We start from the raw sequence: 23518 nt of genomic DNA, 5'->3' as shown, positions 1-23518 counted from the left end.
AGGAGCACCATGTCCACCGTCCTGGTCACCGGAGCATCCGGCTTCATTGCCAAGCACGTCGTGCGTGAGCTGCTCGACGCCGGTCACACGGTGCGGGCGACGGTCCGGTCGGACCGTCGGCGGGCGCAGGTCGAGGCGCTCTTCCCGGGGGCCGCCGTCGAGTTCGTCTCGCTCGACCTCACCTCCGACGACGGGTGGGACGAGGCGCTGACCGGTGTCGACGTCCTGATGCACACGGCGTCCCCGTTCCCGACGGCGCCGCCCAAGGATCCGCAGGACCTCATCCGACCCGCGGTGGACGGGACCCTGCGCGCGCTGCGCGCCGCCCGGGCGGCGGGCGTGCACCGGGTGGTCCTGACCTCGACGTGCGGCGCGATCTACAAGCCGGCCGACCACGACTGGTCCCGCCGGAAGACGCGTGCGGACTGGACGGAGATCGACGGGCCGCGGACCACCCCGTACGAGGCGTCCAAGACGCTGGCCGAGCAGGCGGCCTGGCGTTTCGTCGCCGAGCACCCCGAGATGCGGCTGACCGTGGTCAACCCGGGCATGGTGTTCGGCCCGGCGTTGGACGAGCACTACGGGTCGTCCCTGGAGACGGTCGAGCAGCTCGTCACCGGACGGATGCCGATGCTGCCGCAGATGAACATGCCGGTCGTCGACGTCCGGGACGTCGCACGCATCCACGTCCGGGCGATGACCGACGACGGTGCGGTGGGCCAGCGTTTCCCGGCGAACGCCGGGCGGATGTCCATCCCCGAGATGGCCGACGTGCTGCGTGCCGCCTACCCGGACGCCCGGATCACCACGCGCGTCGCGCCGGACTGGCTGATCCGCGTCCTGTCCGCCGTCGTGCCGGCGATGCGGACGGCCTCCCGGGGTCTGGGCCTGAACGCCGACGTGGACGGCTCGGACGCTCCGCGCCAGTTCGGCTTCGACTACATCTCCTCGCGCGACGCCCTGCTGGCTGCGGCAGAGTCGGTGCGCGGCGGGGCTGCTGCCGGCGGCGGGGGTCCGACGGCGTCCCGATAGCCTGGTGCGATGGCGGAGAGCTCGGCGGGACGTGCGACCAGGGACGGCGCCGTCCAGTCCGTCGACCGGGCGGCCGCGATCCTCGAGCTCCTGGCCCGCACGGGTGAGCTGGGCGTGAGTGAGATCGCCCGCGAGCTGGGGGTGCACCGCTCCACGGCGTTCCGCCTGCTGGCGACGCTGGAGGCGCACGACCTGGTCGAGCAGGAGGAGCGGCGCGGCACCTACGTCCTCGGTGTCGGGCTGCTGCGCCTGGCCGGCCGGGTGACCCGCCGCATGGACCTCGCGACGGACGCGCGGGCGGTGTGCGACGACGTCACGGCGGAGGTCGACGAGACCAGCAACGTCGCGATCCTCGACGACGGTGCGGCGGTGAACATCACCCAGACCACCAGCTCGCAGCACGTCGGGGTGGCGCGCCAGTACGTCGGTCAGCGCACGCCGCTCCACGCGACGTCGACCGGCAAGGTGCTCCTCGCCCACGCCGGGGACGACGTCGTCGAGCGCGTGCTGGCCGGCCCGCTCGAGGTGTGCACCGACCGCACGATCGCCGATCCGGCGGCGCTGCGCGAGGAGCTGGCGACGATCCGGCGTCGTGGCTGGGCGGCCGCCGTGGCCGAGTGGGAGCAGGACACCAACGCGCTCGCCGTCCCGGTGCACGGGACCGGTGGTCGCGTGGTGGCGGCGCTGAGCGTGACGGCGCCGAGCTTCCGGCTGACCCCGGAGGGCTTCGAGGAGACCGCGGCCGTGCTGACCCGGCACGCCGCGGGGCTCAGCGCGCGGCTCGGCGCGTAGCCGCGTAAATGCTGCGTAAACCCTGACGGCGGACCCTCGTCGCCGCCGTCGTGCACGCCTACGCTGTTGCGCAATAGACACGATGTTGCGCAGAGCGCGACATCCCCGACCCGGGGGGCCGTGCGATGACCGATCTGTCCCGCCTCACGCACCAGCCGCGCATCGTCGTGATCGGCCTCGGCGTCGTCGGAGCGGCGCTGGCCGACGAGCTCACCCAGAGCGGCATGCGGCACGTGACCGTCCTCGAGCAGGGCCCCCTGTGGGAGACCGGCGGCTCGTCCTCGCACGCGCCCGGCTTCGTCTTCCAGACCTCGCCGCACCGCACCATGAGCCTGCTCGCCCGCCGCACCCTCGACAAGCTCGACGGGCAGAAGGTCGACGGGCAGTGGCTGCTCAAGCGGCTCGGCGGCCTGGAGATCGCGACGACCGCCGAGCGCGTGCACGACCTGGCCCGCCGCCACGGCCTCGCCCAGTCCTGGGGCATCCCGTCCCGGCTCGTCGACCCCGGCGAGTGCGCCGAGCTGTGGCCCGGCCTGGACACGACGAGCGTGCTCGGCGGCTTCCACACCCCGACCGACGGCGTCGTCAAGTCCGTGCACGCCGTCCGCTGGCAGGCCGAACGGGCCGTCGAGCACGGCGCCCGCCTCGTACCCCGCACCCGGGTCGTCGGCGTCACCCGGACCGGTGGCCGCGTCACCGGCGTCGAGGTCCTCCCGGTCCCGGCACCCGACGGCGCGACGCCGGAGCATGTGCCGGCCGACGTCGTCGTCGCCTGCGCCGGCCTGTGGGGTCCGGGCCTGGCCCGCGACCTGCTCGGGTTCGAGCTGCCGATGATGCCCATGGAGCACTGCTTCGGCCTCTCGGCACCCGTGCCGGGGCTGATCGGCCGGCACGACGTGCTCGACGAGGCCTCCCGCCCGATGCTGCGGCACCAGGACTTCTCGCTGTACCTGCGCGAGTACGTCGACCGGATCGGCATCGGCGCCTACCGCCATCGGCCGATACCCGTGGAGCCCGACGGCGTGGCGGGCGCCGACGAGTTCGCGGCCACCGGCGTGCACCCCGCCATGCACCCGCTGACCTGGGAGGACTTCGGCCCGTCGTGGGACGAGGCGCGCCGCCTGCTGCCCGAGCTGAGAGACGTCGGCTTCGGCGAGGGCTTCAACGGCATCTTCTTCTTCACGCCCGACGGCGGGCCGATGCTGGGTCCGGTCGCCGGGATCGACGGGCTCTGGCTCGCGCAGGCCGTCTGGGTCACGCAGTCCGCCGGCGTCGGGCAGGTCATGGCCGACTGGGTCGTGCGCGACGATCCGGGCGTCGACACCCACGAGCTGGAGTACACCCGCTTCGACCCCGCCGTGGTCAGCCGCGACTGGACGCGCGCCCGGGCGGCCGAGGCGTACGCGGAGGTCTACGACGTCGTCCACCCGCAGGCCTCCACCGGGGTGCAGCGGGGACTGCGCACGAGCCCGTTCCACGACCGCCAGCGTGAGCTCGGGGCCGTGTTCGAGCAGGCGAACGGCTGGGAGCGGCCGCTGTGGTTCGAGGCGAACGCCCCGCTCGTGGACGCCCTCGACCGCGTCCCGGAGCGCGACGCGTGGGCCGCGCGGCACTGGTCACCGATCGCGGCCGCGGAGGCCCACGCCACCCGCACCGCCGTCGGCCTCTACGACATGACCCCGCTGTCCCGCCTCGAGGTCTCCGGACCCGGTGCGACCGCGTTCTTGCAGCACCTGACCAGCAACGACGTCGACCGGGCGGTCGGGCGCGTCGTGTACGCGCTGCTGCTCGACGACGCGGGCGGCATCCGCTCGGACGTCACCGTGACGCGGCTCGGGCCCGAGCAGTACCTGGTCGGCACCAACGGGCACCGCGACCGCGTCCACCTGGAGAGCCGGTGCCCCGACACCGTCCGGATCACCGACCTCACGGCGGGCACGTGCGGGCTCGGACTGTGGGGGCCGCGTGCCCGCGACGTGCTCGAACGCCTCACCGACGACGACGTCTCGCACCAGGCGCTCGGCTACTTCCGCGCCAAGCGGCTCCGGGTCGCCGGCACCGACGTGCTCGCGCTGCGCGTCAGCTACGTCGGCGAGCTCGGCTGGGAGCTGTGGACCACCGCCGACCAGGGCCGACGGCTGTGGGACAGCCTCCGGGAGGCCGGTACGCCGTCGGGACTCGTCGCCGGAGGACGGCGGGCGTTCCACAGCCTGCGCCTCGAGAAGGGGTACCGCGCGTACGGCACCGACATCGGCCGCGAGCACTCCCCGGCCGAGGCCGGCCTCGGGTTCGCCGTGAGCAGCCGGAAGGGCGACTTCGTGGGCCGGGCGGCGCTCGAGGACCGGCCGGTCCGACGGCGGCTCGCCTGCCTCACGCTCGACGCCCCGGAGGCCGTCGTGCTCGGCCACGAGCCGGTGCTGGCCCGCGGTGCCGGACCGGGTCAGGGCGCCGTCGGGTACGTGACCAGCGCCGACCAGTCGTACACCCTCGGGGTCACCGTGGCGTACGCGTGGCTGCCCCCGGAGCTGGCGGAGCCCGGCACAGCGTTGGACGTCGAGTACTTCGGCCGTCGCCTGCCCGCTACCGTGCAGTCGGAACCGCTGGTCGACCCCGAGATGTCGCGCATCCTGCGCTGAGAGAGGTATCCGTGCAGCACCACGACGTCATCGTCCTCGGTCTCGGCTCGATGGGCGGTGCGGCGGCGAACGAGCTGGCCGGGCGCGGCCTCGACGTCCTCGGCCTGGAGGCGTTCACCCCCGGCCACGACCAGGGCTCGGCGCACGGCGGCTCGCGGATCGTGCGGCAGTCGTACTTCGAGTCCCCCGAGTACGTGCCCCTGCTGCGGCGGGCGTACGAGGGCTGGCACCGGCTCGAGGCCGAGTCGGGACGCGATCTGCTCACCCTGTGCGGCGGCATCTACCTCGGCGACCCGGACAGTCCGACCTACGCGGGCAGCCGGCTGGCCGCCGAGGAGCACGGCCTGGACCACGAGGTGCTGGACGCCACGGAGATCCGCCGCCGCTTCCCCACCATGGCCCCCGCCGACGACGCGATGGGCTTGTACGAGTCGGCGGCGGGTTATGTACGTCCCGAGGAGACGGTGATCGCCAACGCCGAGGTGGCGGCCCGCCACGGCGCGACGCTGCGCTTCGGGGAGCGCGTTCAGCGCTGGAGCGCGACCCCGGGCGGCGGAGTCGAGGTGGTCACCCCCGAGGGGACCTACGGCGCCGACCGGCTCGTGGTGACGCCGGGCGCGTGGGCGCCGCAGATGCTGCCCGAGCTGGAGCTGCCGCTGTCGGTCGAGCGCATGGTCTTCTACTGGTTCACCCCGGACTTCGACGCCGTCCCCGTCGAGCGGTGGTCGCAGGAGCAGCACCCCGTGTACATCGAGGAGACCCACGGCAACGGGCAGATCTACGGGTTCCCGATGACCGACGGCCCCGCCGGCGGGTTCAAGCTCGGGTACTTCCACCTCGGCTCGCCGACGGACCCCGACGCCGTCGACCGCGTCGTGCGCTCCGACGAGACCGCCGAGATGCGTCGACGGGCCCTCGAGCTCTTCCCGCACCTGACCGGTCCCGTGGTCCAGGCCAAGACCTGCCTGTACACCGTGGCGCCCGACGAGCACTTCGTCATCGGCACCCACCCGCTGCACGACCAGGTCGCGATCGCCTGCGGGTTCAGCGGGCACGGGTTCAAGTTCGTGCCGGTGGTCGGTGAGATCCTGGCGGACCTGACGACCGACGGCGCGACCGACTCGCCCATCGGGCTGTTCGACCCCCGGCGCCCCGCCCTCTCGGTGCCGACCCTGTGATCGGGCCCTGTTCGGCGGTACGGACGGGCCTTCATACGAGGGACCGTCGGCACCTGGCGCTCGGTGGCTCGGCCTTCCGCGGGGCGACCTGGGCTGCTGCATCGTTCGTCGCCCTCCTGCCATTGGGGTAGTCCACCGGATCAGGTAGCCAAGGCGACCGCGGCGGCACAGACCCGCGGGCTGCAGGCCACGGCGGCCGTCGCGGCGGTGTCGCCGCAGGACGAGGTCGCCGAGCGTGACCGCGTGATCCTTGAGCTGGCTCGTGAGGGTGGTTTGGAACGATAGATCGCCGCGCAGACCCCGTGGTCGCGATCGACGGTCAGCCGTGTGCTCAAGCGCCACGGTGTGCGCGCCGGCCAGCGCGCGAGGACGTTCGAGCTTGCGCCGGCGTGAGTGCCGGCGGGTGCGGACGGAGCCGCGCGGATTCGAGGGCACGGATCGTTGCTGCCGCTTCATCATTGCCGCTGCGACCGGTGCGCAAGCGGGCCACGGCCCGCCGCCTGGGGCACAACTTCCCGGCCGCGTCGCTGCGCTCCTTGTCTCGACCGAGAACTTCTTGCCCTGTCGCCCTGCGGGTTGACGCGCCGGCCGCTGCTGACGGCACTGGCTCCGCTATCAGGAACGATCCGGACCACTGAACGCAGGAGGGCGACATGGTCACCGTCACCGTCTACAGCACTGGTCCGTCGTGCATCCGCTGCCGCATGACGATCGACAAGCTGCAGGACAAGGGAGTCACGCCGGTCGTGGTCCAGCTGGCCGAGAACCCGGCCGCGCACGAGTACGTGACCGAAGAGCTCGACTACAGCGAGGCCCCCGTGGTCGTCGTCGAGGACGGCACCGGGCAGGACCACTGGAGCGGGTTTCGACCCGACCAGATCGCTCGCGTGGCCCGGGCGGCCTGACCGTAGGCGCACAAAGGGTAGAGACCATGACCACCACGGCACGGATCCTGGCCGCGAACGCCGCGGCCTGGGACTACTGGCGCTGGCACGCCACACAGGCCGACGCCTGGGTGAGCGACTACCTCGCCGCCCGCGGGTTGCGCGGCACGGTCGCCGGCCAGGCCCCGGCCGGGTGGGCGCGCCTGGTGCCCACGCTGACCAAGCGAGGCTTCACTGAGGCTGAGCTGCTCGACGCCGGCCTGGCCGTGCGCGCCGGTAACGGCTCGGTGGGGGACGCCCTCCGGGACCGGATCGTGCTGCCCATCTGCGATGACGCAAGCCAGATCATCGGATTCACCGCACGTCGCAACCCGGCCAGTGACGATGCAGACCAGCCGCCGGCGAAGTACCTGAACACCACCAGCACGGCCGTCTACGACAAGAGCCGGGCGCTGTACGGGCTGGACGCCAAGACCACACAGCGGCTGGCCCGCGGCGCGACCCCCGTGCTGGTCGAGGGCGCCTTCGACGCCGAGGCCGTGCGCCGCGCCGGCGCCGACCTCGTGCCCCTGGCCGCGTGCGGCACCGCCATCACCACCGGCCACCTCGAGGCGCTGCGCGCCATCGACCCCGACAGCGTGGGCCGGCTCGTCCTGGCCACCGACGCCGACACCGCGGGCCAGCGGGCCATCTGCCGCCTGGTCGGGCTGCTCACTCCCGAGGAGGTCGCTACCGTGCGCGTCGCCGAGCTCGAGCCGGGCGCCGACCCGGCAGACCTGGTCCAGCAGGGCCGGCGCACCGACCTGCGGGCCGCACTGGTCCAGCAGGCCCGAACCCTGGTCGAGGTGGCCATCGACGCCACCCTGGCCGGCTACGACCTGACCAGCATCGAGGGCAGCCTGGCGGCCCTGCGGCATGTCACCGCCGCCGTCGCGAGCCAGAACTCGGCCACCCTGGCCCAGGCGACGACCCACCTGACCCACCGCCTGGCCCTCGTGCTGGACCACGACATCGTCGCCGGCGAGATGGTCGATGCCATCACCACTTCGAGCAGCGGGGACGGTAAGTGATCCGAACGAGTCTGCAGCACCGCTGGTCCGGGTTCGCTGAGCCGTTGGCGGCCCAGTTGCGGATCGATCGCACCGGGCTCACTCCGGTGCCACGGCGCTGGATGCGCCGGACCCGGTGGCTCGCCTGGGCCGCCATCGTGCTGCTCTATGCCGCGGGTTGGGGTGAGAGCACGGTCGCCGCACTGCACGTCCTGGCGGGGGCCGAGCCGGCTCGAGTCGAACTCGGCCCGCAGACGGTGCAGGCTCAGGCTCTTCAGCTGGCGTTCGATGGGATCTTCGTCCTGATCGCGCTGGGTGTACTGCTGGCGTTCCGTCGCTGGCCACGGCCGTCCACTCCTGCGGAGCCGGCGACCTGGCGGGCGCGGTGGCGGACCTTCTTCGTCGCCTCTGTTGCCGTGGGCGTCGGCTTCGTCCTGATGGGGCTGGCTGCGAAGTTCACCGAGAACCTGATCGCCTACCCGTACCCCGACGTCGAGGGCGTCGCCGCCGCGGTGCTGCGGGGAGCTGCGTCGGCGATGGCCGGTCCGATGGAGGAGACGGCGCTGCTCGGCGTAGTCGTCGTGGCGCTACGCCGTGCGGGCTACAGCTGGATCATCGTGTGCATCACCGCGGCGTGCGTACGGGTCCCGTTCCACCTCTACTACGGATGGGAAGCGCTGCTCGTGTCCGTATGGGCGGTGCTGCTCGTGGCCCTGTACCGCCGCACCGGCACCCTAGCTCCCATCGTCGCCGAGCACGCCACCTGGAACCTGCTTACGACGCCCCAGATCGCCGAGGTCGGGAACATCCTGAAGATCACCGCGATCGCGGTCGGGGCGCGCATCGCCATCACCGCGATCACGCCCAGGACACGGCGCAGCGACAATGGGTCCAGATGACCAGGAGGCACGATGACTGATCGACTCGACCTGTACCACCGCACCAGCGAAGACGCCGCCCGAGCGATCGTTGCCAGTGGACGGTTCCAGACCCGCGAGAACACCCTCGACAAGGCAGACCGTCGATGCCTTCACCTTCGGAGAAGGCGGCAGCTGGACCTCTGTTCTTAGAGTTGCTTGCGCTCCGAGCCGGGGTCTTCAAATAGCGAATCCCGAATATCGGAATCGCCCTCCACCACAACCGTCTCGACCTGAGATCCATAGGTGACCGGAACGCTTGGGCGGTTAAGAATCATGTTCTGGACCTCTCCCATGCCCTGAACTGCGGGGCGGACAGCAGGCGTGGGGCGTCTTGCATGTAGGAGGCGGCGGATGAGGCCATAAGCCACTAAGGCAGGCAAGGTAAGAGACAATATCCAGCCACCAACTACATGCCCGGTGACAATTGCCCAAATGGCCGCGCTCATCAACATAAGGGCTGATGTCGCAACTGTCGCACGCTTGATCGTCATGGATATTACCTGCCTATTCTGTTACTGACTAGGATATTACGAATCCGCTTGTCATGCAACAGGCCGTGGTCAGGGAGTCTGCCCGCCCGTGGGCAGTGGAGTGTGACGACGTCTTTCACTCGGCTACGAACGGTCCTCATCATCCGTGCCCGATAACTGATAGGCGCGAAGTGCGATCACACTCTGGACCGATAGTGCAGCAACAATCGCCACGACGCCAAACGTCTGTAGTAGGTCAGCGCCGGCGTGAATCCACCCAGCACCGGAGTTCCAAGTTTCCGCCAACCCTGGGCGGGGTGAGGGGCCTACCAGCACGAAAGCTTCTCCCGCGCAGCCGAGAATGAGTGTCACGAGTCCGGCGATCATCATCCCTACGGGACGGATTGTTGGCAACATCTGATCTCAACTCCGTAATATTTAGTTTGGGTGATTCACCCTGACCTGAGGTTTCGCAAGCCCATGGGGTGCCCGACCAGGTCGGACACCCCAAGGATTGGCGTGGTTGTTCAGGGTTAGCCCTGCCAAGGAACTGTCTGAGCGAGGCCCTGCGAGGCCCCGCGCGCGGAGGGGTTGCCGATGACGTTGCCCCACTTTACGGACACGCCGGAGTTCCACAGGGCGCAGCCGATATTGTACATGGTCTTCACAGGAGTGCCGTTGCGGTCGAAGTAGTAGCCCCTCCCCTTCATGCAGACGGCGGTGTTTAGGCTCCCGACTCCCCAGCTGTACGTGTGCCTGTAGCCCCGTTTCCCCCACACCGTGCTGCGGCAGACGGCCTCCGGGCCGAAGGATCCGTAGCTCCCTGCGGCCAGGTTGCCTGAACAGAGCGCCGCGGCCTCAACCGCGCGCTTGGCCTCCGTTGTGGAAAGATCCTGTCCTTCCACAAGGCTTCCGTCGGGATAGTGGACCGTGTCACCGGGCGTGTACGACGAGTCGATATAGGCGTCCGACTGTTGCACCTTCTCGGGCAACGAGAGAATGACGTCCTTGGATGCGGCGGGGTTCGCCTTGGCGAGCGGGAGGTTGCGCCAGTCGTCGGCGGTGCTGGCCTGCACGCTGCTCTCGGCGGACGCAGGGGCGGCTACCGAGAGGGCCAAGGACCCTGCCACGATAGCGGTCAGGATTGTTCTCAGATGTCGCACTACGGTCTTCTCCTATTCGGATTGGATCTGATGCGATTTGCACGTTACCCACTTATCCGGCTCGTGCAAGTTGTTCTAGTCTGCCCTTTTTGGCGCAAGACTATAATGCCCGTCGCCGTTCGCGAGGGCCCGAGTGCTTCCGCTTTTCCTTTCGTCAAGTCTTGTTCCTGGTCAGAGGGGGGGCGTTGGGCTCGCTGCCCTGCTCCGGCCCTCTACTTGTCTCCTTGCCGGCAGGTCGCTCTAGGCAACACCTTCGAGGACCATCGTTACCATTTTGTGACAGTGGACAATCAGAAACGACCGTTTGTGACGAACGGCGACTGCTACTCGGTGTTCGGCGCCATGCCGTAGCGGCGCGTCCGTCAAAAACTGGTGTCCAAAGCTGTGGCAGTCAAAACCGTGCTGAGGCGTTTTCGATAGCCTCGCCAGTATGGCGATGACGTTCGGCTACGCGCGTGTCTCGACCGCGGGCCAGACCCTGGACTCTCAACTCGACGCACTCCGGGCGGCCGGCGTCGATCAGCGGCAGATCCATGTCGAGACCGCTTCGGGCGCGCGGGACGACCGCCCGGTCCTGAACGAGCTTGTTGAGCAAGTCCAGGACGGCGACACCATCGTCGTTACGAAGCTGGATCGATTGGGCCGGTCGGTGGCCCACCTGGTCGACCTCGCGGCGCGGCTCGATCGCGCGGGAGTGGCACTGCGATCGCTCTCGGAACAGATCGACACCTCCACCGCCGCAGGCCGGTTCATGGTCCACATGCTCGCCGCGCTGGCTCAGATGGAGCGCGACCTGATCCGAGAACGCACGATCGCCGGCTTGGCCGCTGCCCGAGCGCGGGGACGAGTCGGTGGTCGCCCCACTGTCATGACTCCCGATCGCCGCGAAGCAGCGGCCTCACTGCTCGCCGATGGACAATCGGCGGCCGCTGTGGCTAGAGCGCTCGGCATCAGCGAGTCAACTGTTCGGCGGCACGTTCCTCGATGAGTAGCCAAGGTGCGGCACGGACCTTCGCCCTGTAGCGGAAGGCCGGAATCGCCCGCGGGTCACGGTGTGGGTGTGGTGGGGGAGGATGTCGCGCATGACGTCTTCGGGGAGCGAGCTCGAGCCGGCCGGGTATGCCGAGCTGTTGGCTGAGTTGAAGGTGCGAGTGCGTGAGACGCGGTTTCGGGCGGCGCGGGCGGCGAACACCGAGGTGCTGCGCCTGTACTGGTCGGTGGGGTACGACATCCTGGAGCGGCAGCGCACCGCGGGGTGGGGGAGCAAGGTCGTGACGTCGTTGGCAGGCGACCTGCAGCGCGAGTTCCTTGACCAGCGGGGCTGGTCGCGGTCGAACCTGCTGTACATGCGGCGGGCCGCGGAGACCTGGCCCACGGAGGAGGAGTTCGTCCAACAACCCGTTGGACGATTGCCGTGGGGGCACGTGACGGTGCTGCTCGACCGGCTCAAGACCCGTGAAGAGCGCGACTGGTACGCCGAGAGGGCGGTCGAGGACGGCTGGTCGCGCGCGGTACTCGAGCACCAGATCAAGGCGGACCTGCGCGGCGCCATCGGCGCAGCGCCGACGAACTTCACTGACGCCCTGGAAGCCCCGGACTCCGAGCTGGCGCAGCAACTGGTCAAGGACCCCTACGTCTTCGAGCACCTGGCGATGGTCGAACGCGTCGCCGAGCGCGATGTTGAGCAGGCGCTGATCGACCGGCTGCAAGACACGATGCTCGAACTGGGTCGCGGCATGGCGTTCGTCGGCCGCCAGGTGCGCCTGAGCGTGCCGGACGACGCCAGCGACCGCGTCGACGAGTTCTACGTCGACCTGCTGTTCTTCCACGTCGAGCAACTGCGCTACGTCGTGGTCGAACTCAAGATCGGGCCCTTCGAACCCGCGCACGTCGGCCAGTTGGGCACCTACATCGCGATCGTCGACGACCAGATCCGTCGACCCGAAATCCACGCACCCACGATCGGGATCCTGCTGTGCACCGGGAAGTCTGGCCCGACGGTGCGGTACGCGTTGGCCAGTACCAGCGCGCCCGTCGCCGTCGCGGACTACCAGGGACTGCCAGCAGACGCCCGCGGCGTGCTGCCCAGCGCGGCCGAGCTAGAGGCCGTCATCGAAGACGAACTCGACCACCGCCGTGACGATCCTGCGGGCCTGAGTGACCGGTAGTACGGTCGGCGGCAGCAGGGGAAAGCTCGTTCGAAGGAGAGCAGAGTGGCGCGCTTCTGTGTCAACCGCAACGCCCAGGCTGGATCAGGGGATCACGAGGTCCACGACGTGAGTTCCGAGCGGTCTTGCCTGCCCGACCGCGCCAACCGCATCGACCTCGGGTACCACAGCTCATGCCGCCAGGCAGTCACCGCAGCCAAGAACCATTTCAACGACGTCAACGGCTGCAGGTGGTGCGCCCCGGCCTGTCACACGACGTGACGAGAGACCAACCCATCTGAGAGGTGTTCTCATACGCTCATTTGTGATGCTTGCTAATGGTTTCCAAAGGCCGTCCTGGGACCAGCGTGTCGCTTGGCTCGTGTTCGCAGGGTGCACGGCAGGTGCCATCGCTACGCAGAACGGGTTCGTTTATATGCTGGCCGCCGTTTCCCTTCTGAATTTGATGATTCTCTACGGTAAGTTTCGAACGCGGCGACGTCTCTTTGGTCGGCGCGACCACGACAATAGTGCGGGTTAGCTTGGCGCGCCGTAGCTGCCGCGATCACGACCGACCTCACCGCATGGCTCGACCAGCGCCACTGACCTGCACCTCTGAAACAGCCCCTTGCCAGCACCAGCGCGTCCGTCGCCGTCGCGGACTACCAAGGCCTGCCGGCAGACGCCCGCGGCGTGCTAACCAGCGCGGCCGAACTCGAGGCGGAACTGCGAGAGTTTGAGTCTCTCCTGGCTGACAGTCCTCAAAAGTGCCCTGAGGGATGGGTTGCTGCATCAGATGCGACCCGCATCCTGAGCCCGATAAGTCACGTTATGCTTGATGGTGCAATGGGGCGCGCGGTTCATTCGGGCTGAGGGAAGCGGGCTGGCTCCCCGGCTCCCGGGCGTACCGCCGCCAGGCGATCTCTGGCCGGGGCTCCCTAAGCGATGGCGGGAGCAATGCCACCGGTGGGCAGCAATAGTGCGGGTACGCGAGCGGCATTACAAAGGCGGTCGTACAGATGAAGCCAATGGTCGGCGACCGATCACGACCAGGCCGTGCTTCTCGACGAGCAACCGTGGCCCCCGGCTCAGCCAGGTGCACCCGACGGCGATCGGTCGGCTCCAAGGGCCATGGCCCGCAGCGGACCGGCGGACAGGTCCCATCCGGTGGGATCGAGGCTGGCGGTGGTTTGGGCGCGGTGGTCGGCGAGCTTGGCGGCGATCGCCTGAGGGTTGAAGATCCCGACCGGGGTGCGCACGTCAGGGGTGGCGAGCGGCCGGGTTCGCGCGGCGAGGGCGACCGTCCCGAGGCGAGGAAGTCGGGACGTCTCAGCCGAGCTGTTCGCGCACCCACGCGTGGAAGGCCTCGATGTGGTGCTCGGCCGGCACCAGCGAGCCGCCGTCGGCGTAGGCGACCGACGACATCGCCGGCTGGGTCCGCTCGCAGGCCTCGAAGTCCTGCCGGTTGACCCGATCGAAGAGCTCGACCGACCGGGACACGTCCGTCCCCGCCTCGACGACCTCGGGCAGGAACAGCCAGTCGCACTCGACGTACGTGCGGTCCACCGCGGTGGGGAACATGCGGTGCACGACGACGTGGTCCGGCACCATGTTGACGAACACCGTCGGCTTGATCGTCACCGCGAAGTAGCGTCGCTCCTGGTCGGCGGTGAGCAGCGGCAGCGGAGTCACCCCGGCGGACCCGTCGACGGTGAAGCCCTCGACCCCGTCGCCGAACTCCGCGCCGCGCCCGACGTACGTCTGCGCCGCCCAGCCGTCCGCGAACTCGGGGATGACCTCGGTGAGCTCGGGGTGGATCGTCGCGCAGTGGTAGCACTCCATGAAGTTCTCGATGATCAGCTTCCAGTTGGCGTGCACGTCGTAGGCGATCCGCTTCCCGAGCCGCAGGTCGGCGACCTGCCAGGCGTCGAACGTCTCGGCCTCCCCGAGCCGGGTGACCAGGTCGCCCAGCACCGTCCCGGTGAACGACGGCGGCTCCGGGGCCAGGCACACCCACACGTAGCCCATCCACTCCTGCACCGCGACGCCGCGCAGCCCGTAGGCGTCGCGGTCGACGTCGGGCATCTTCGTCAGGTTCGGCGCCGCGACGAGCTTCCCGTCGAGGTCGTAGGTCCACGCGTGATATCCGCACTGGAACTTGCGGGCGGTGCCGGCGGGCTCGGTGCACACCCGCATGCCCCGGTGCCGGCATACGTTGAGGAACGCTCGGATCTCGCCTCGCCGGTTGCGGGACACCACGACCTGCTCACGGCCGACCTGCACCAGCCGGTAGTCGCCCGCCGCGGGGAGGTCGTCACCGCGCAGCACGCACATCCACTGCGTGGAGAAGATGCGCTCCTGCTCCAGGGCGAACACGTCGGGGTCGGTGTACCAGCTGCCGCCCAGCGTGGGCAGGATCGACCCCGGCAGGGGCTCCTCGAGCTGCTCGATGATCATGCGGGGATCCTCTCTGCGGCGGGCCGACGACGGTGGGTCTTGCGCCAGCGCATCAGCTGACGCGACTGGTTCAGGGCGAAGGCCGCGACCTCCTCGTCGCCGGAGCGGAAGACGACGAACAGCCCGCCGTCGGCGCAGACCACCTCGCTGGTCTCGTCGCCGCGCAGGCTGCCGGCGAGCTGCAGGCGGGCGTCGTACTGGTCGGACCAGACGTAGTCGGGTTCGGCGTCGGCCTCGGGCGGCCGTCCGTGGGCGACGACGGCGGCCACGCGGCGCGCCTGGCGCACCGTGCGCGTCCAGTGGGAGCAGCGCTCCCCCGCCCACACCGCGCAGTCGCCGACGGCGTGCACCCCCGGCGCGGCCAGTCCGGCGTCGTCGCACACGACGCCGCCGTCGAGCCGCAGCCCGCTGCCGGCCAGCCAGGCGGACGCCGGGTCGGCTCCGGCCGCGACGACGACGAGGTCGGCGGCGATCTCCCTCCCGTCCTCCAGCACGACGGCGACCGGACCGGACGGGCCGTCGACGCTGGTCCGCCCGCGGCGGCGCCCGCGGGGGCCGCCGACGCCGGACACCCGCGCCCCGGTGAGCACCCGCACCCCGTGCCCCTCGTGGAGCCGGAGCACGGCGGCGCTCGCGTCGGGGCCGATCTCGCGCAGCAGCGGGCCGGCAGCGGCGCACACCACGGTGACGTCCGCGCCGAGCCCGGTCAGCGAGGCGGCGACCTCCAGGCCGAGGAATCCCGCGCCGGCCACCACGGCCCGCGTGCCGGGCCTGACAGCGGCGCGCAACCGCTCGGCGTCGTCCAGCGTGGCGACGGTGTGCACGGCCCCGTGCGGACCGGGCAGGCGCCGTGCGGCGGCCCCGGTCGCGAGCACCACGTGGTCGCCGGTGACGGTGGACGCGTCGTCGAGCGTCACGGTGCGGGTGGGGACGTCGAGCGCGACAGCCCGGCGCCCGAGCCGCCACGTGACGTCGTCGGAGCCGCCGCCCAGGGTGAGGTCCGGGCGTCCGACCCGTCCGGCGAGGAAGTCCTTGCTCAGCGGGGGACGGTCGTACGGGGCGTGCTCCTCGGCGCCGACGACGGTGACGTCACCGGCGTAGCCCTCGGTCCGCAGCGTGTCGGCGACGGTCCAGCCGGCGAGGCCCGCGCCGACGACGACGACACCGGTGCGGACGGCGGCGGGCCCGGTCATGCGGAGACCACCCCGGGCGGCAGGCACGGCGCGGCGGTCGACAGCTCGACGAGGACCTCGCCGTCGACCACCTCCGCCCGGTGGACCCGCACCGCGCCGCGCGCGGGACCGCCGTCGGGCACCCCGCTGCGCAGGCAGAACCGGCTCTCGTGCAGCGGGCACTCGACCGCGCCGTCCTCGAGCCAGCCCTCGGCGAGGGAGGCGTCCTGGTGGGTGCAGGTGTCGTCGATCGCGTGCACCGTGCCGTCCTCCGCGAGGAAGACGGCGACCGGCGGTGCGACCGAGTCGACCCGCAGTCCCTCACCGGGGGTGAGGTCGCTCAACGAACACAGACGATGCATACCGGCGGCTCCCCGGCTCGGACGTCGAGAGTTCGCGGGCGGTGATGCGCTATGCGCAACGTCGTTCGCGATACACAACAGCGTGCGGACGTCCTGCGGGCACTGTCAACGACGTTCCCGAACGGTTCGAGAATGTTTACGGCGCTGAAACGCCGCTCTAGACGGGTGGTCGGTCCGGTGGGATCCTGGAGCTGCGGTCCCCGGGAGGTCGCGATGGTCCAGCAGCAGTCCGCAGGTCCCCGGCACGTCACGTCCAAGGACGGGGTACGGCTGGCGGTGTGGAGCACCGGGACCGGTCCCCCGCTGCTCCTGGTGCACGGGTCGATGTCCGACCACCGCCGCTGGCGCATCACCGAGCACCTCAGCGACGTCAGGACGGTGCACGCGATGGACCGGCGCGGTCGCGGCGGCAGCACGGACGGTCCCGACTGGACCCCGGAGCGGGAGGTCGAGGACGTCGTCGCGGTCGTGGAGGCCGTGGCTGCCGACGCCGGGCATCCCGCCGACGTGCTGGGCCACTCGTTCGGCGGATACCTGGCGGTCCGGGCCGCGGCCCGCACCGCGCAGGTGCGTCGGCTGGTGCTCTACGAGCCGGCCGTCGTGCCGCACCCCCAGCCGCCCGAGCTGGTCGCCCGCGTGCAGGCGGCGGTCGACGCCGGACGGTCCGAGGACGCCGTCGAGATCATGCTGCGCGACGTGCTGCACATGCCCGAGGAGGAGATCACGATGCTCCGGGCGCAGCCGAGCTGGCCCGCGCGCGTGGCCACGGCCCCGACCCTGCCCCGGGAGGAAAGCGTCCCGCTGCTGCTGGATCCCGCGGAGGCGGCCGCCGTCAGGGCTCCGACCCTGCTCATCCGGGGCGGGGACAGCCCGGAGTTCCTGCAGGACGCGATCCGGACCGTGGCCGGCTCCGTCCCGGACTGCCGGGTCGTCACGCTCGAGGGACAGCAGCACGTGGCGGACCAGACCGACCCGGAGGGGTTCGCCCGCGTGGTGCGGGAGTTCCTTCGGTACTGAGGCGGACCCGCTCGCCGGTTCAGCGGGAAGGAGTTCAGCCCTGGTGCAGGGCGGCCAGGTCGTCACCGGCCCGCGGCGACGGACGCACCACGTCGCGCAGCCGGCCCATGCGGGCGTCCAGGTCGGCGGCCACGCGGGCGGCGTCGTCGATCTCGGCGGCGAGGTCCGCCGGCAGGTCGGCGTCGTACTTGTAGTGCAGCTTGTGCTCCATCGAGGCCCAGAAGTCCATGGCGATGGTCCGGATCTGCAGCTCGACCGGGACGTGCTCGACGTGGTCGGACAGGAACACCGGCACCTCGACGATGAGGTGCAGCGACCGGTAGCCGTTGGGTTTGGGCGCGGCGATGTAGTCCTTGGTGGTCAGCAGGCGCAGGTCGGCCTGGGTGCTGAGCATCTCCGCGATCCAGTACACGTCGGAGACGAACGAGCACGTGATGCGGATGCCGGCGATGTCGCGGATCTCCGACCGGACCGCGGCCACGGTGAGGTCGGTGCCCTGCCGCATCGCCTTGGTCAGGATGCTGTCGGGCGACTTCAGCCGGCTGCGCACGTGCTCGATCGGGCTGTAGTCGTAGGTGCTCTCGAACTCCTGGCGCAGGATGTTGACCTTGGTCGACACCTCCTCGATGCCGAACTGGTACGTCAGCCGCAGCCGCTGGAACTCCGTCCGCAGCTCGCGGAACCGCGCCAGCAGCCCGTCGCGGTCGTCCGTCAGGGCGAGCTCCGGCGCGTCGTTCTCCAGCTGTGCCATGATCGCGTGCTCGATCTGCAGGCCGACCTCGTGGCCGTGATCCATGCGTACTCCTCGGGTGGTCACTGCCCGCTCAACGACGGACGGTGGCCGGGCGTTCCGCCCGGCGGAGCTCACAGGTGGATCGTGACGTCGGCGTCGTCGCGCAGGTCGGTGACGATGGTGTCGATCGCCGCGCTCTGCTGCTGGCTGGTGGCCTGCTGGGCGAGCTGGTCGCGCACGTCCTCGAACGGCGGGACCTCCGGTGCCGACGCGCCGTCGCCGGCCTGGTTCTCCATCTGCTCGACGAGGTCGTCGTACTGCGCGCGCAGCTCCTTCTCGGACGGTTCCTGCACGTCGGACTCGGCCTCGATGTAGGTCGTGACCCGGAACTGGGTCGCGGCGTCCTCGAGCACCTGCTTCTCGGACAGGCCCTGCTCCTCCAGCGCGGAGATCACGGCGTCGGCCGACTCGAGCCCGTTCTGCGCGGCGACGTCCTCGAGCGTGGACTGCACATCCTCCTCGGTCGGTTCGATCCCGGCCTCGGACGCGGCCTGCGTCAGGAGCCGGTTGTTCACCAGCTGCTCGACCACCTGCTCCTTGAGCGCATCCTGGTCGACCTCACCGGCACCGCTCTGCTGCTGGGACAGGGCGGCCTGCTGCAGCTGTCCCTCGAAGCTCGTGACGAACTCCTCGCGGCCGACCTCCTCACCGTTGACCTCGGCGACGACGTCGGGCACGTCGTCGAGGTCGGCCTCGGGTGCGGCGCCGGCGTCGGGCGTGGCCTCGGCGCTGGGGGCGGCGGAAGGTGACGAGGTGTCCTCGCCGTCGGAGTCGGCGCTGCAGCCGGCGAGTGCGACGGCCGCGGCCAGGGTGACGGCGACGAGCGGACGCTTCGACATGGTGGCTCCTCAGGTCGGGTACGGGCCGACGACGGTAAACACACGAGCCTGGGAACGGGGTCGGTCGGTGATCAGGTCGCGTTCAGGTTCGGACGGCTACACTCCCGGCCGGCTGAGCACCACGAGCTCGCGGGTGGCCCGTGTCATCGCGACGTACCGGTCCACGGCCCCCTCGATGCCGTCCCCCATCCGCTCCGGCTCGAGGACCACCACGAGGTCGAACTCCAGCCCCTTGGCGGACACCGGGTCGAGCATACGGACCCGGTCGCCGCCGATCGGGCCCACCGCGCCGGGGTCGGCGGCGACGACGCACGCGGTGCCGCCGGGGTGCTGCGCGAGCCAACCGTCCAGCACGGAGGTGAGGTCCGCCGTCGTCCCGGACCGCACCGGCGCCCCGCCCGGGCGCACGGACTCCGGCACGTTCGCGTCGGGCAGCCCGGCCCGGATGACGGGTGCGGCGGCGGCCATCACGTGCGGCGGAGTGCGGTAGTTCAGCGTCAGCGACGCCTGCGTCACGCGGTCCAGCCCGACCCGTGCCAGCCGCTCGGTCCAGGACTCGGCGAACCCGTGCCGCGCCTGGGCCCGGTCCCCCACGACGGTGAAGCTGCGGGACGGGCAGCGTGCCAGCAGCATCTGCCACTGCGCGTCCGTGAGCTCCTGGGCCTCGTCGACGACGACGTGCGCGAACGGCCCGGCGAGCGCGTCCGGCGTGGGGGCGGGAACCCGCGCGTCGCCGGTCAGCGCGGCCTGCAGGTCCTGGCCCCGCAGCATGGACATCACGCCGAGGTCGGAGTCGTCGGTGGCGATCAGGTGGTCGACGACGTCGGCCATCCGGGCACGCTCGGCGGCCTGCGCGGCTGCGGCCCTCCGGCGGCGACGGGCGGCGTCCGGGTCGCCGAGGCGACGCCGGGCCGCGTCGAGGAGCGGCAGGTCGGCGTCGGTCCAGGCGTGCGCGTCGGTGCGCTGCAGCGTGGCGACCTCGTCCGGCGTCAGCCACGGCGCGCAGCGACGCAGGTAGGCGGGCACCGTCCACAGGTCGCCGACGACGTCGGCCGGGTCCAGCAGCGGCCAGGCCCGCGCGACGGCGCTGCGCAGATCGGGGTGGTCGGCGAGCTCCTCGCGCAGGTCGGCACCGGGCTCTGGAGCCGAGCGACCGTAGGCGTCGAACTCGTCGTCGCCGACGGCGGGCGGGTACCCGGTGGGCACGGCGTCCCAGCCGGGGTTCTCGTCCGAGCCGAACCCGTCCTCGCGCGGCTCCGCCTCGGCGTCGGCGAGCTGGTCCGCCAGGATCGTCACCAGCGCCTCGGCGATCACGTCCTGGGCCTCGTGGTGCGGCGTCCCGGGGTCGGGGGCGTCGAACGCCTCGGCCCAGTCGCGCGGGTCGACCCACACGTCGGCCGAGGGCGTCCCGAGCAGCATCCCCTCGGTGGGCGGCTGCTCGGACAGGGCGACGGCCGGGTCGACGGCGGCGATGATCCGGGCGTCGGCCTTGAGCCGCGCGACGGTCGGGTCGGGTTCCGGGTGTGCCGCCGCACCCTCGGGCACCAGGTCGGCCAGGGTGCAGGTGCGCACGCCTTCCTCGCCGAGCCCGGGCAGCACGTCGGCGACGTAGTCGAGGTAGGGGCGGTGCGGGCCGACGAACAGCACGCCGCCGTGGTGCTCGCCCACGTGCGGGTCGGAGTACAGCAGGTAGGCGGCGCGGTGCAGCGCGACGACCGTCTTGCCGGTGCCGGGCCCGCCGTCGACCACGAGCGTGCCGGCCGATCCGGCCCGGACGATCGCGTCCTGGTCGGCGGCGATCGTGCCGAGGACGTCGCGCATCCGGGTTGACCGGTCGGCGGCCAGGCTCGCGAGGAACGCCGACTGGTCGTCCAGCGCGGCGTGGTCCGCGAGCCCGTCGGTGCGGAAGACCTCGTCCCAGTAGTCGGTGACCAGACCATCGGTCCAGCGGTAGCGACGCCGGCTGACCAGCCCCTGCGGGTCGCCGTGGGTGGCGCCGAAGAACGGCTCGGCGGCCGGCGAGCGCCAGTCCACCAGGAGCCGCTCCCCCGCGGCGTCGGTGAGCCCGACGCGCCCGACGTAGGTGACGCCGTCGTCCCGCACGATGCGGCCCAGGCACAGGTCCACGCCGAAGCGACGCAGCATCCGCAGGCGGGCGGACAGACGGTGGATCTCCTGGTCGCGGTCGAACGCGGCCTGCCCGGACCGGCCGGGCGCGCGGCGCGCGACGTCGAGGCGAGCGGTGAGGTCGGCGACCTGGTGGTCGACGGCCGCGGCGATCGCGGCGAGGTGGTTCTCGTCGTCGGCGATCAGGACGGGGTCGTCCTTGGCGGAGAGTCGCGCGGGCAGGGCGAAGGCGCGGCGGGGTACGGGGGTCACGGGCATCAGCTCCGGTCGGTCGGCCCGGTGGGGCCGGTGAGGCCTGCGATTCTGCGCCTCGTGGGGGGCCTTGCCGCAAGACCCCCACTGCGCTAGATGTTGGAAGTGGCGGGGCCGTCCCGCCGGTGCTCCCCGTTCATCGCTCGAACCCCCACTCGCGATCCGTGAGCATCCGCGCCACGGCGAGCCCGATGGCCAGCGCGGCCACCACCAGCCCCGCCTCGACCGCGTAGGCCAGCGCCTGCGTCGTCTCGCCGTTGGACAGGTAGTAGATGGCTCGGTACGCCGACGCGCCCGGCACCATGATGACGACGGCGGGCACCGACACGGTCACCCGCGGCACGTTCATGCGGGGTGCGACGACGGCGGCCAGCAGGCCCACGAGCAGCGCCGCCGCGGTCGCGGCCACCTGGACGGGGACGTCGGTGTCCACCAGCCACAGGCGTCCGGTGTTCGCCACCATGCCGATCGTGGCCGCGGTCAGCGCCATGGACCAGGGGCTGTTGAACATCAGCGCGAACCCGAGCACGCCGAGGAACCCGGCGAGCAGCCGCAGCGCCAGCAGAAGCCCGGGATCGAGGCCGACGGGATCGGCGGGATCCGGTTCGATCCCCACCAGCATGGACACCCCCCACACCGACAGCGCCGCCGAGGTGAGGATCATCAGGGCGTAGGTCAGCCGCGCCAGCCCGGCGGAGAAGTCGAGCTTGGCGAGGTCCAGCGCCCCGGTGACCAGGGGGAACCCGGGCACGAGGAACAGCACGGCCGAGACATACCCGGCCTCGTGGCTGGTCGCGGCACCGCCGAACGCGCCGAAGGCGGCGAGGAACCCCACATACGTCAGGCTCGCCAGCGCGGCGGCGAGCATCGTCACCCCGAACTGGTTCCAGCCGCGGTGGATCAGCGCCCGTCGCAGCGCCTGACCCAGGCCCGCCGCGACGAAGACCCCCACCACCTCCACCACGCCGCCGTTGTTGAGGAACGCGAACGCGGCGCACGCCGTCGCGGCCCACAGGGCGTTCAGGAACGGCGGGTAGAGCGGACCGCGGCCCTCGATGCGGTCGAGCTCGCGGCCGGCCTCCTCCACCGTGACGGGAGCGCGCGCCTCCATCGACTGCGCGAACCGTTCCAGCGCGCTGAGCCGGTCGGCGTTGATGCCGACGCTGCGCACCTCGGTCACCTCGGTGCGGAAGCTCGCACCCCGGTGGGACGTCGTCGTGATCTCCGTGAGGGTGACGTGCGCCTGGTGGCGCTCGATCCCGAGCGCCCGCGCCACGCGCGCCATGGACGCCTTGACCCGGTAGGAGCCGGTCCCGGCGGACAGGGAGAGCCGTCCGACGCGCAGCGCCACGCCGGAGCGTCGGATGAGCTCGATCTCGGCGTCGTCGGGGGCCGTGGGCACGGGTCCATCCTTCCGGCGGGGCGCGGCTCGCGCGAGACCAGTGACATGTGACCACATGGTCACCTATTCTGGTGGGGTGGACGACGTCTTCCGTGCCCTGGCGGACCCGCACCGGCGTGAGCTGCTCGATCGGCTCCGTGCCCGGGACGGGCAGTCGCTCGGGGAGCTGGCCGAGGCTCTTCCGCAGATGACCCGGTTCGGCGTCGCCAAGCACCTGCGGGTGCTGGCGGACGCCGGGCTCGTCACGACGGTCCGGTCGGGCCGCCGCACGCTGCACCACCTCAACGCCGTGCCGCTGCAGGAGGTCGCGGGCCGCTGGCTCACGCCCTACACGGCGACCGTCGCGCAGAGCCTCCTGGACCTGCGCTCCGCGATCGAGAACCCGGACGGATCACCACCCATGAGCGAACCTGTCGTCTACCGCATCCTGATCCGCGCCTCGGCCGAGCAGGTCTGGTCCGCGCTCACCGACACCGGCGTGCCCCGGTCGTGGATGTGGGGCACCACCATCGAGTCCACCTGGCAGGTGGGCGCGCCCTACGCGATGTCCGACGGCGGCACGGACCTGATCGTCGGGACGGTGCGCGCCGTCGACCGTCCGCGCCGCCTCGCCATGACGTTCGACCCCCGCTGGGACGACGCCAGCACCGCGGAGGAACCCGGCGAGCTGGTCTACGACCTGCACGACGACGGCGACGGCGTCACCGAGCTGACCGTCACGATCAGCGGGCTGGCCGGCACCTCGGCGGCCTCCGCCGCCCGCGACACCCCGGAGATCTACTCCGGTCTCAAATCGGTGCTGGAGACGGGCGAGCCGCTGCGCTGA

Annotated in this window: 20 protein-coding genes; 11 read left to right on the top strand and 9 right to left on the bottom strand. The window is 71.1% G+C overall.

Annotated elements, in window-relative coordinates:
* Positions 1 to 9 precede the first annotated feature (9 nt).
* The 7 genes from HDG68_RS06560 to HDG68_RS06530 all read left to right on the top strand — a co-directional run bounded on the left by HDG68_RS06560 (position 10) and on the right by HDG68_RS06530 (position 8470).
* Positions 10 to 1032 (top strand): NAD-dependent epimerase/dehydratase family protein, encoded by a 1023-nt coding sequence (locus HDG68_RS06560; protein ID WP_172150463.1) that lies wholly within the window; start codon positions 10 to 12, stop codon positions 1030 to 1032.
* A 9-nt stretch (positions 1033 to 1041) separates the two neighbouring features.
* The gene (locus HDG68_RS06555; RefSeq protein ID WP_172150461.1) at positions 1042 to 1824 is read left to right on the top strand and encodes an IclR family transcriptional regulator; all 783 of its coding nucleotides are present in this window, start codon (positions 1042 to 1044) and stop codon (positions 1822 to 1824) included.
* Between the two features lie 125 nt (positions 1825 to 1949).
* A complete protein-coding gene (locus tag HDG68_RS06550) occupies positions 1950 to 4460 on the top strand; it encodes an FAD-dependent oxidoreductase (RefSeq protein ID WP_172150459.1) in 2511 nt (836 codons plus the stop codon).
* Positions 4461 to 4471: 11 nt separating this feature from the next.
* Positions 4472 to 5638 carry an N-methyl-L-tryptophan oxidase gene (gene solA / locus HDG68_RS06545; RefSeq protein WP_172150457.1) on the top strand — a complete coding sequence of 389 codons (1167 nt, stop codon included), beginning with the start codon at positions 4472 to 4474 and terminating at the stop codon, positions 5636 to 5638.
* A gap of 653 nt (positions 5639 to 6291) precedes the next feature.
* Positions 6292 to 6543 (top strand): glutaredoxin family protein, encoded by a 252-nt coding sequence (locus HDG68_RS06540; RefSeq protein ID WP_172150455.1) that lies wholly within the window; start codon positions 6292 to 6294, stop codon positions 6541 to 6543.
* Between the two features lie 26 nt (positions 6544 to 6569).
* A complete protein-coding gene (locus HDG68_RS06535; protein WP_172150453.1) occupies positions 6570 to 7592 on the top strand; it encodes a toprim domain-containing protein in 1023 nt (340 codons plus the stop codon).
* Positions 7593 to 7636: 44 nt separating this feature from the next.
* Positions 7637 to 8470 carry a CPBP family intramembrane glutamic endopeptidase gene (locus HDG68_RS06530; protein ID WP_172150451.1) on the top strand — a complete coding sequence of 278 codons (834 nt, stop codon included), beginning with the start codon at positions 7637 to 7639 and terminating at the stop codon, positions 8468 to 8470.
* A gap of 167 nt (positions 8471 to 8637) precedes the next feature.
* Here HDG68_RS06530 and HDG68_RS06525 read toward each other — a convergent pair whose 3' ends face one another.
* On the bottom strand, positions 8638 to 8982 hold the full coding sequence (locus tag HDG68_RS06525) for a hypothetical protein (RefSeq protein ID WP_172150449.1): 345 nt from the start codon (positions 8980 to 8982) through the stop codon (positions 8638 to 8640).
* Between the two features lie 512 nt (positions 8983 to 9494).
* Positions 9495 to 10037 (bottom strand): hypothetical protein, encoded by a 543-nt coding sequence (locus HDG68_RS06520; RefSeq protein ID WP_172150447.1) that lies wholly within the window; start codon positions 10035 to 10037, stop codon positions 9495 to 9497.
* Positions 10038 to 10554: 517 nt separating this feature from the next.
* Between HDG68_RS06520 and HDG68_RS06515 the strand changes: the two genes are divergently transcribed.
* Both HDG68_RS06515 and HDG68_RS06510 read left to right on the top strand, forming a co-directional pair.
* Positions 10555 to 11112, top strand: a complete 558-nt coding sequence (locus tag HDG68_RS06515; RefSeq protein ID WP_281359020.1) for a recombinase family protein — start codon at positions 10555 to 10557, stop codon at positions 11110 to 11112.
* A gap of 94 nt (positions 11113 to 11206) precedes the next feature.
* Positions 11207 to 12292 (top strand): PDDEXK nuclease domain-containing protein, encoded by a 1086-nt coding sequence (locus tag HDG68_RS06510; RefSeq protein WP_172150446.1) that lies wholly within the window; start codon positions 11207 to 11209, stop codon positions 12290 to 12292.
* Between the two features lie 1308 nt (positions 12293 to 13600).
* Here the strand turns inward: HDG68_RS06510 and HDG68_RS06505 are convergent.
* From HDG68_RS06505 to HDG68_RS06495, 3 genes are read right to left on the bottom strand one after another with little or no spacing between them, the layout of a single operon-like run.
* Positions 13601 to 14728, bottom strand: coding sequence for an aromatic ring-hydroxylating oxygenase subunit alpha (locus tag HDG68_RS06505; RefSeq protein ID WP_172150445.1), 1128 nt, complete (start codon positions 14726 to 14728; stop codon positions 13601 to 13603).
* On the bottom strand, positions 14725 to 15921 hold the full coding sequence (locus tag HDG68_RS06500; protein ID WP_172150444.1) for an NAD(P)/FAD-dependent oxidoreductase: 1197 nt from the start codon (positions 15919 to 15921) through the stop codon (positions 14725 to 14727). Before HDG68_RS06500 ends, HDG68_RS06505 begins: the two co-directional genes overlap by 4 nt.
* Entirely contained in the window at positions 15918 to 16244 is a 327-nt protein-coding gene (locus HDG68_RS06495; RefSeq protein ID WP_343037458.1) for a bifunctional 3-phenylpropionate/cinnamic acid dioxygenase ferredoxin subunit, read from the bottom strand. The genes HDG68_RS06500 and HDG68_RS06495 overlap by 4 nt, the downstream gene beginning before the upstream one ends.
* 231 nt (positions 16245 to 16475) lie before the next feature.
* On the opposite strand from HDG68_RS06495, the gene HDG68_RS06490 reads away from it, so the two are divergent.
* A complete protein-coding gene (locus HDG68_RS06490; protein ID WP_172150442.1) occupies positions 16476 to 17279 on the top strand; it encodes an alpha/beta fold hydrolase in 804 nt (267 codons plus the stop codon).
* Positions 17280 to 17313: 34 nt separating this feature from the next.
* Here HDG68_RS06490 and HDG68_RS06485 read toward each other — a convergent pair whose 3' ends face one another.
* The 4 genes from HDG68_RS06485 to HDG68_RS06470 all read right to left on the bottom strand — a co-directional run bounded on the left by HDG68_RS06485 (position 17314) and on the right by HDG68_RS06470 (position 22692).
* A complete protein-coding gene (locus HDG68_RS06485) occupies positions 17314 to 18075 on the bottom strand; it encodes a GTP pyrophosphokinase (RefSeq protein WP_246253690.1) in 762 nt (253 codons plus the stop codon).
* Between the two features lie 68 nt (positions 18076 to 18143).
* Positions 18144 to 18911: a SurA N-terminal domain-containing protein gene (locus tag HDG68_RS06480; protein WP_172150441.1), complete on the bottom strand. Its 768-nt coding sequence runs from the start codon at positions 18909 to 18911 to the stop codon at positions 18144 to 18146.
* A 96-nt stretch (positions 18912 to 19007) separates the two neighbouring features.
* Complete coding sequence (locus HDG68_RS06475; protein WP_172150440.1) at positions 19008 to 21296, bottom strand: HelD family protein; 2289 nt, start codon at positions 21294 to 21296, stop codon at positions 19008 to 19010.
* Between the two features lie 130 nt (positions 21297 to 21426).
* Positions 21427 to 22692, bottom strand: a complete 1266-nt coding sequence (locus HDG68_RS06470) for a threonine/serine exporter family protein (RefSeq protein ID WP_343037457.1) — start codon at positions 22690 to 22692, stop codon at positions 21427 to 21429.
* 76 nt (positions 22693 to 22768) lie between these two features.
* On the opposite strand from HDG68_RS06470, the gene HDG68_RS06465 reads away from it, so the two are divergent.
* Positions 22769 to 23518 (top strand): ArsR/SmtB family transcription factor, encoded by a 750-nt coding sequence (locus HDG68_RS06465; protein WP_172150436.1) that lies wholly within the window; start codon positions 22769 to 22771, stop codon positions 23516 to 23518.

This window comes from Isoptericola chiayiensis (assembly GCF_013149805.1).
Classification (GTDB): Bacteria; Actinomycetota; Actinomycetes; order Actinomycetales; family Cellulomonadaceae; genus Isoptericola; species Isoptericola chiayiensis.
This window is presented reverse-complemented; position numbering and strand designations above follow the sequence as displayed.

Coding starts and splice junctions, on each gene's coding strand:
- HDG68_RS06480 (WP_172150441.1), bottom strand. CDS start 18,911: ATGTCGAAGCGTCCGCTCGTCGCCGTCACCCTGGCCGCGGCCGTCGCA.
- HDG68_RS06485 (WP_246253690.1), bottom strand. CDS start 18,075: ATGGATCACGGCCACGAGGTCGGCCTGCAGATCGAGCACGCGATCATG.
- HDG68_RS06525 (WP_172150449.1), bottom strand. CDS start 8,982: ATGACGATCAAGCGTGCGACAGTTGCGACATCAGCCCTTATGTTGATG.
- HDG68_RS06490 (WP_172150442.1), top strand. CDS start 16,476: ATGGTCCAGCAGCAGTCCGCAGGTCCCCGGCACGTCACGTCCAAGGAC.
- HDG68_RS06535 (WP_172150453.1), top strand. CDS start 6,570: ATGACCACCACGGCACGGATCCTGGCCGCGAACGCCGCGGCCTGGGAC.
- HDG68_RS06505 (WP_172150445.1), bottom strand. CDS start 14,728: ATGATCATCGAGCAGCTCGAGGAGCCCCTGCCGGGGTCGATCCTGCCC.
- HDG68_RS06550 (WP_172150459.1), top strand. CDS start 1,950: ATGACCGATCTGTCCCGCCTCACGCACCAGCCGCGCATCGTCGTGATC.
- HDG68_RS06515 (WP_281359020.1), top strand. CDS start 10,555: ATGGCGATGACGTTCGGCTACGCGCGTGTCTCGACCGCGGGCCAGACC.
- HDG68_RS06540 (WP_172150455.1), top strand. CDS start 6,292: ATGGTCACCGTCACCGTCTACAGCACTGGTCCGTCGTGCATCCGCTGC.
- HDG68_RS06510 (WP_172150446.1), top strand. CDS start 11,207: ATGACGTCTTCGGGGAGCGAGCTCGAGCCGGCCGGGTATGCCGAGCTG.
- HDG68_RS06560 (WP_172150463.1), top strand. CDS start 10: ATGTCCACCGTCCTGGTCACCGGAGCATCCGGCTTCATTGCCAAGCAC.
- HDG68_RS06500 (WP_172150444.1), bottom strand. CDS start 15,921: ATGACCGGGCCCGCCGCCGTCCGCACCGGTGTCGTCGTCGTCGGCGCG.
- HDG68_RS06555 (WP_172150461.1), top strand. CDS start 1,042: ATGGCGGAGAGCTCGGCGGGACGTGCGACCAGGGACGGCGCCGTCCAG.
- HDG68_RS06475 (WP_172150440.1), bottom strand. CDS start 21,296: ATGCCCGTGACCCCCGTACCCCGCCGCGCCTTCGCCCTGCCCGCGCGA.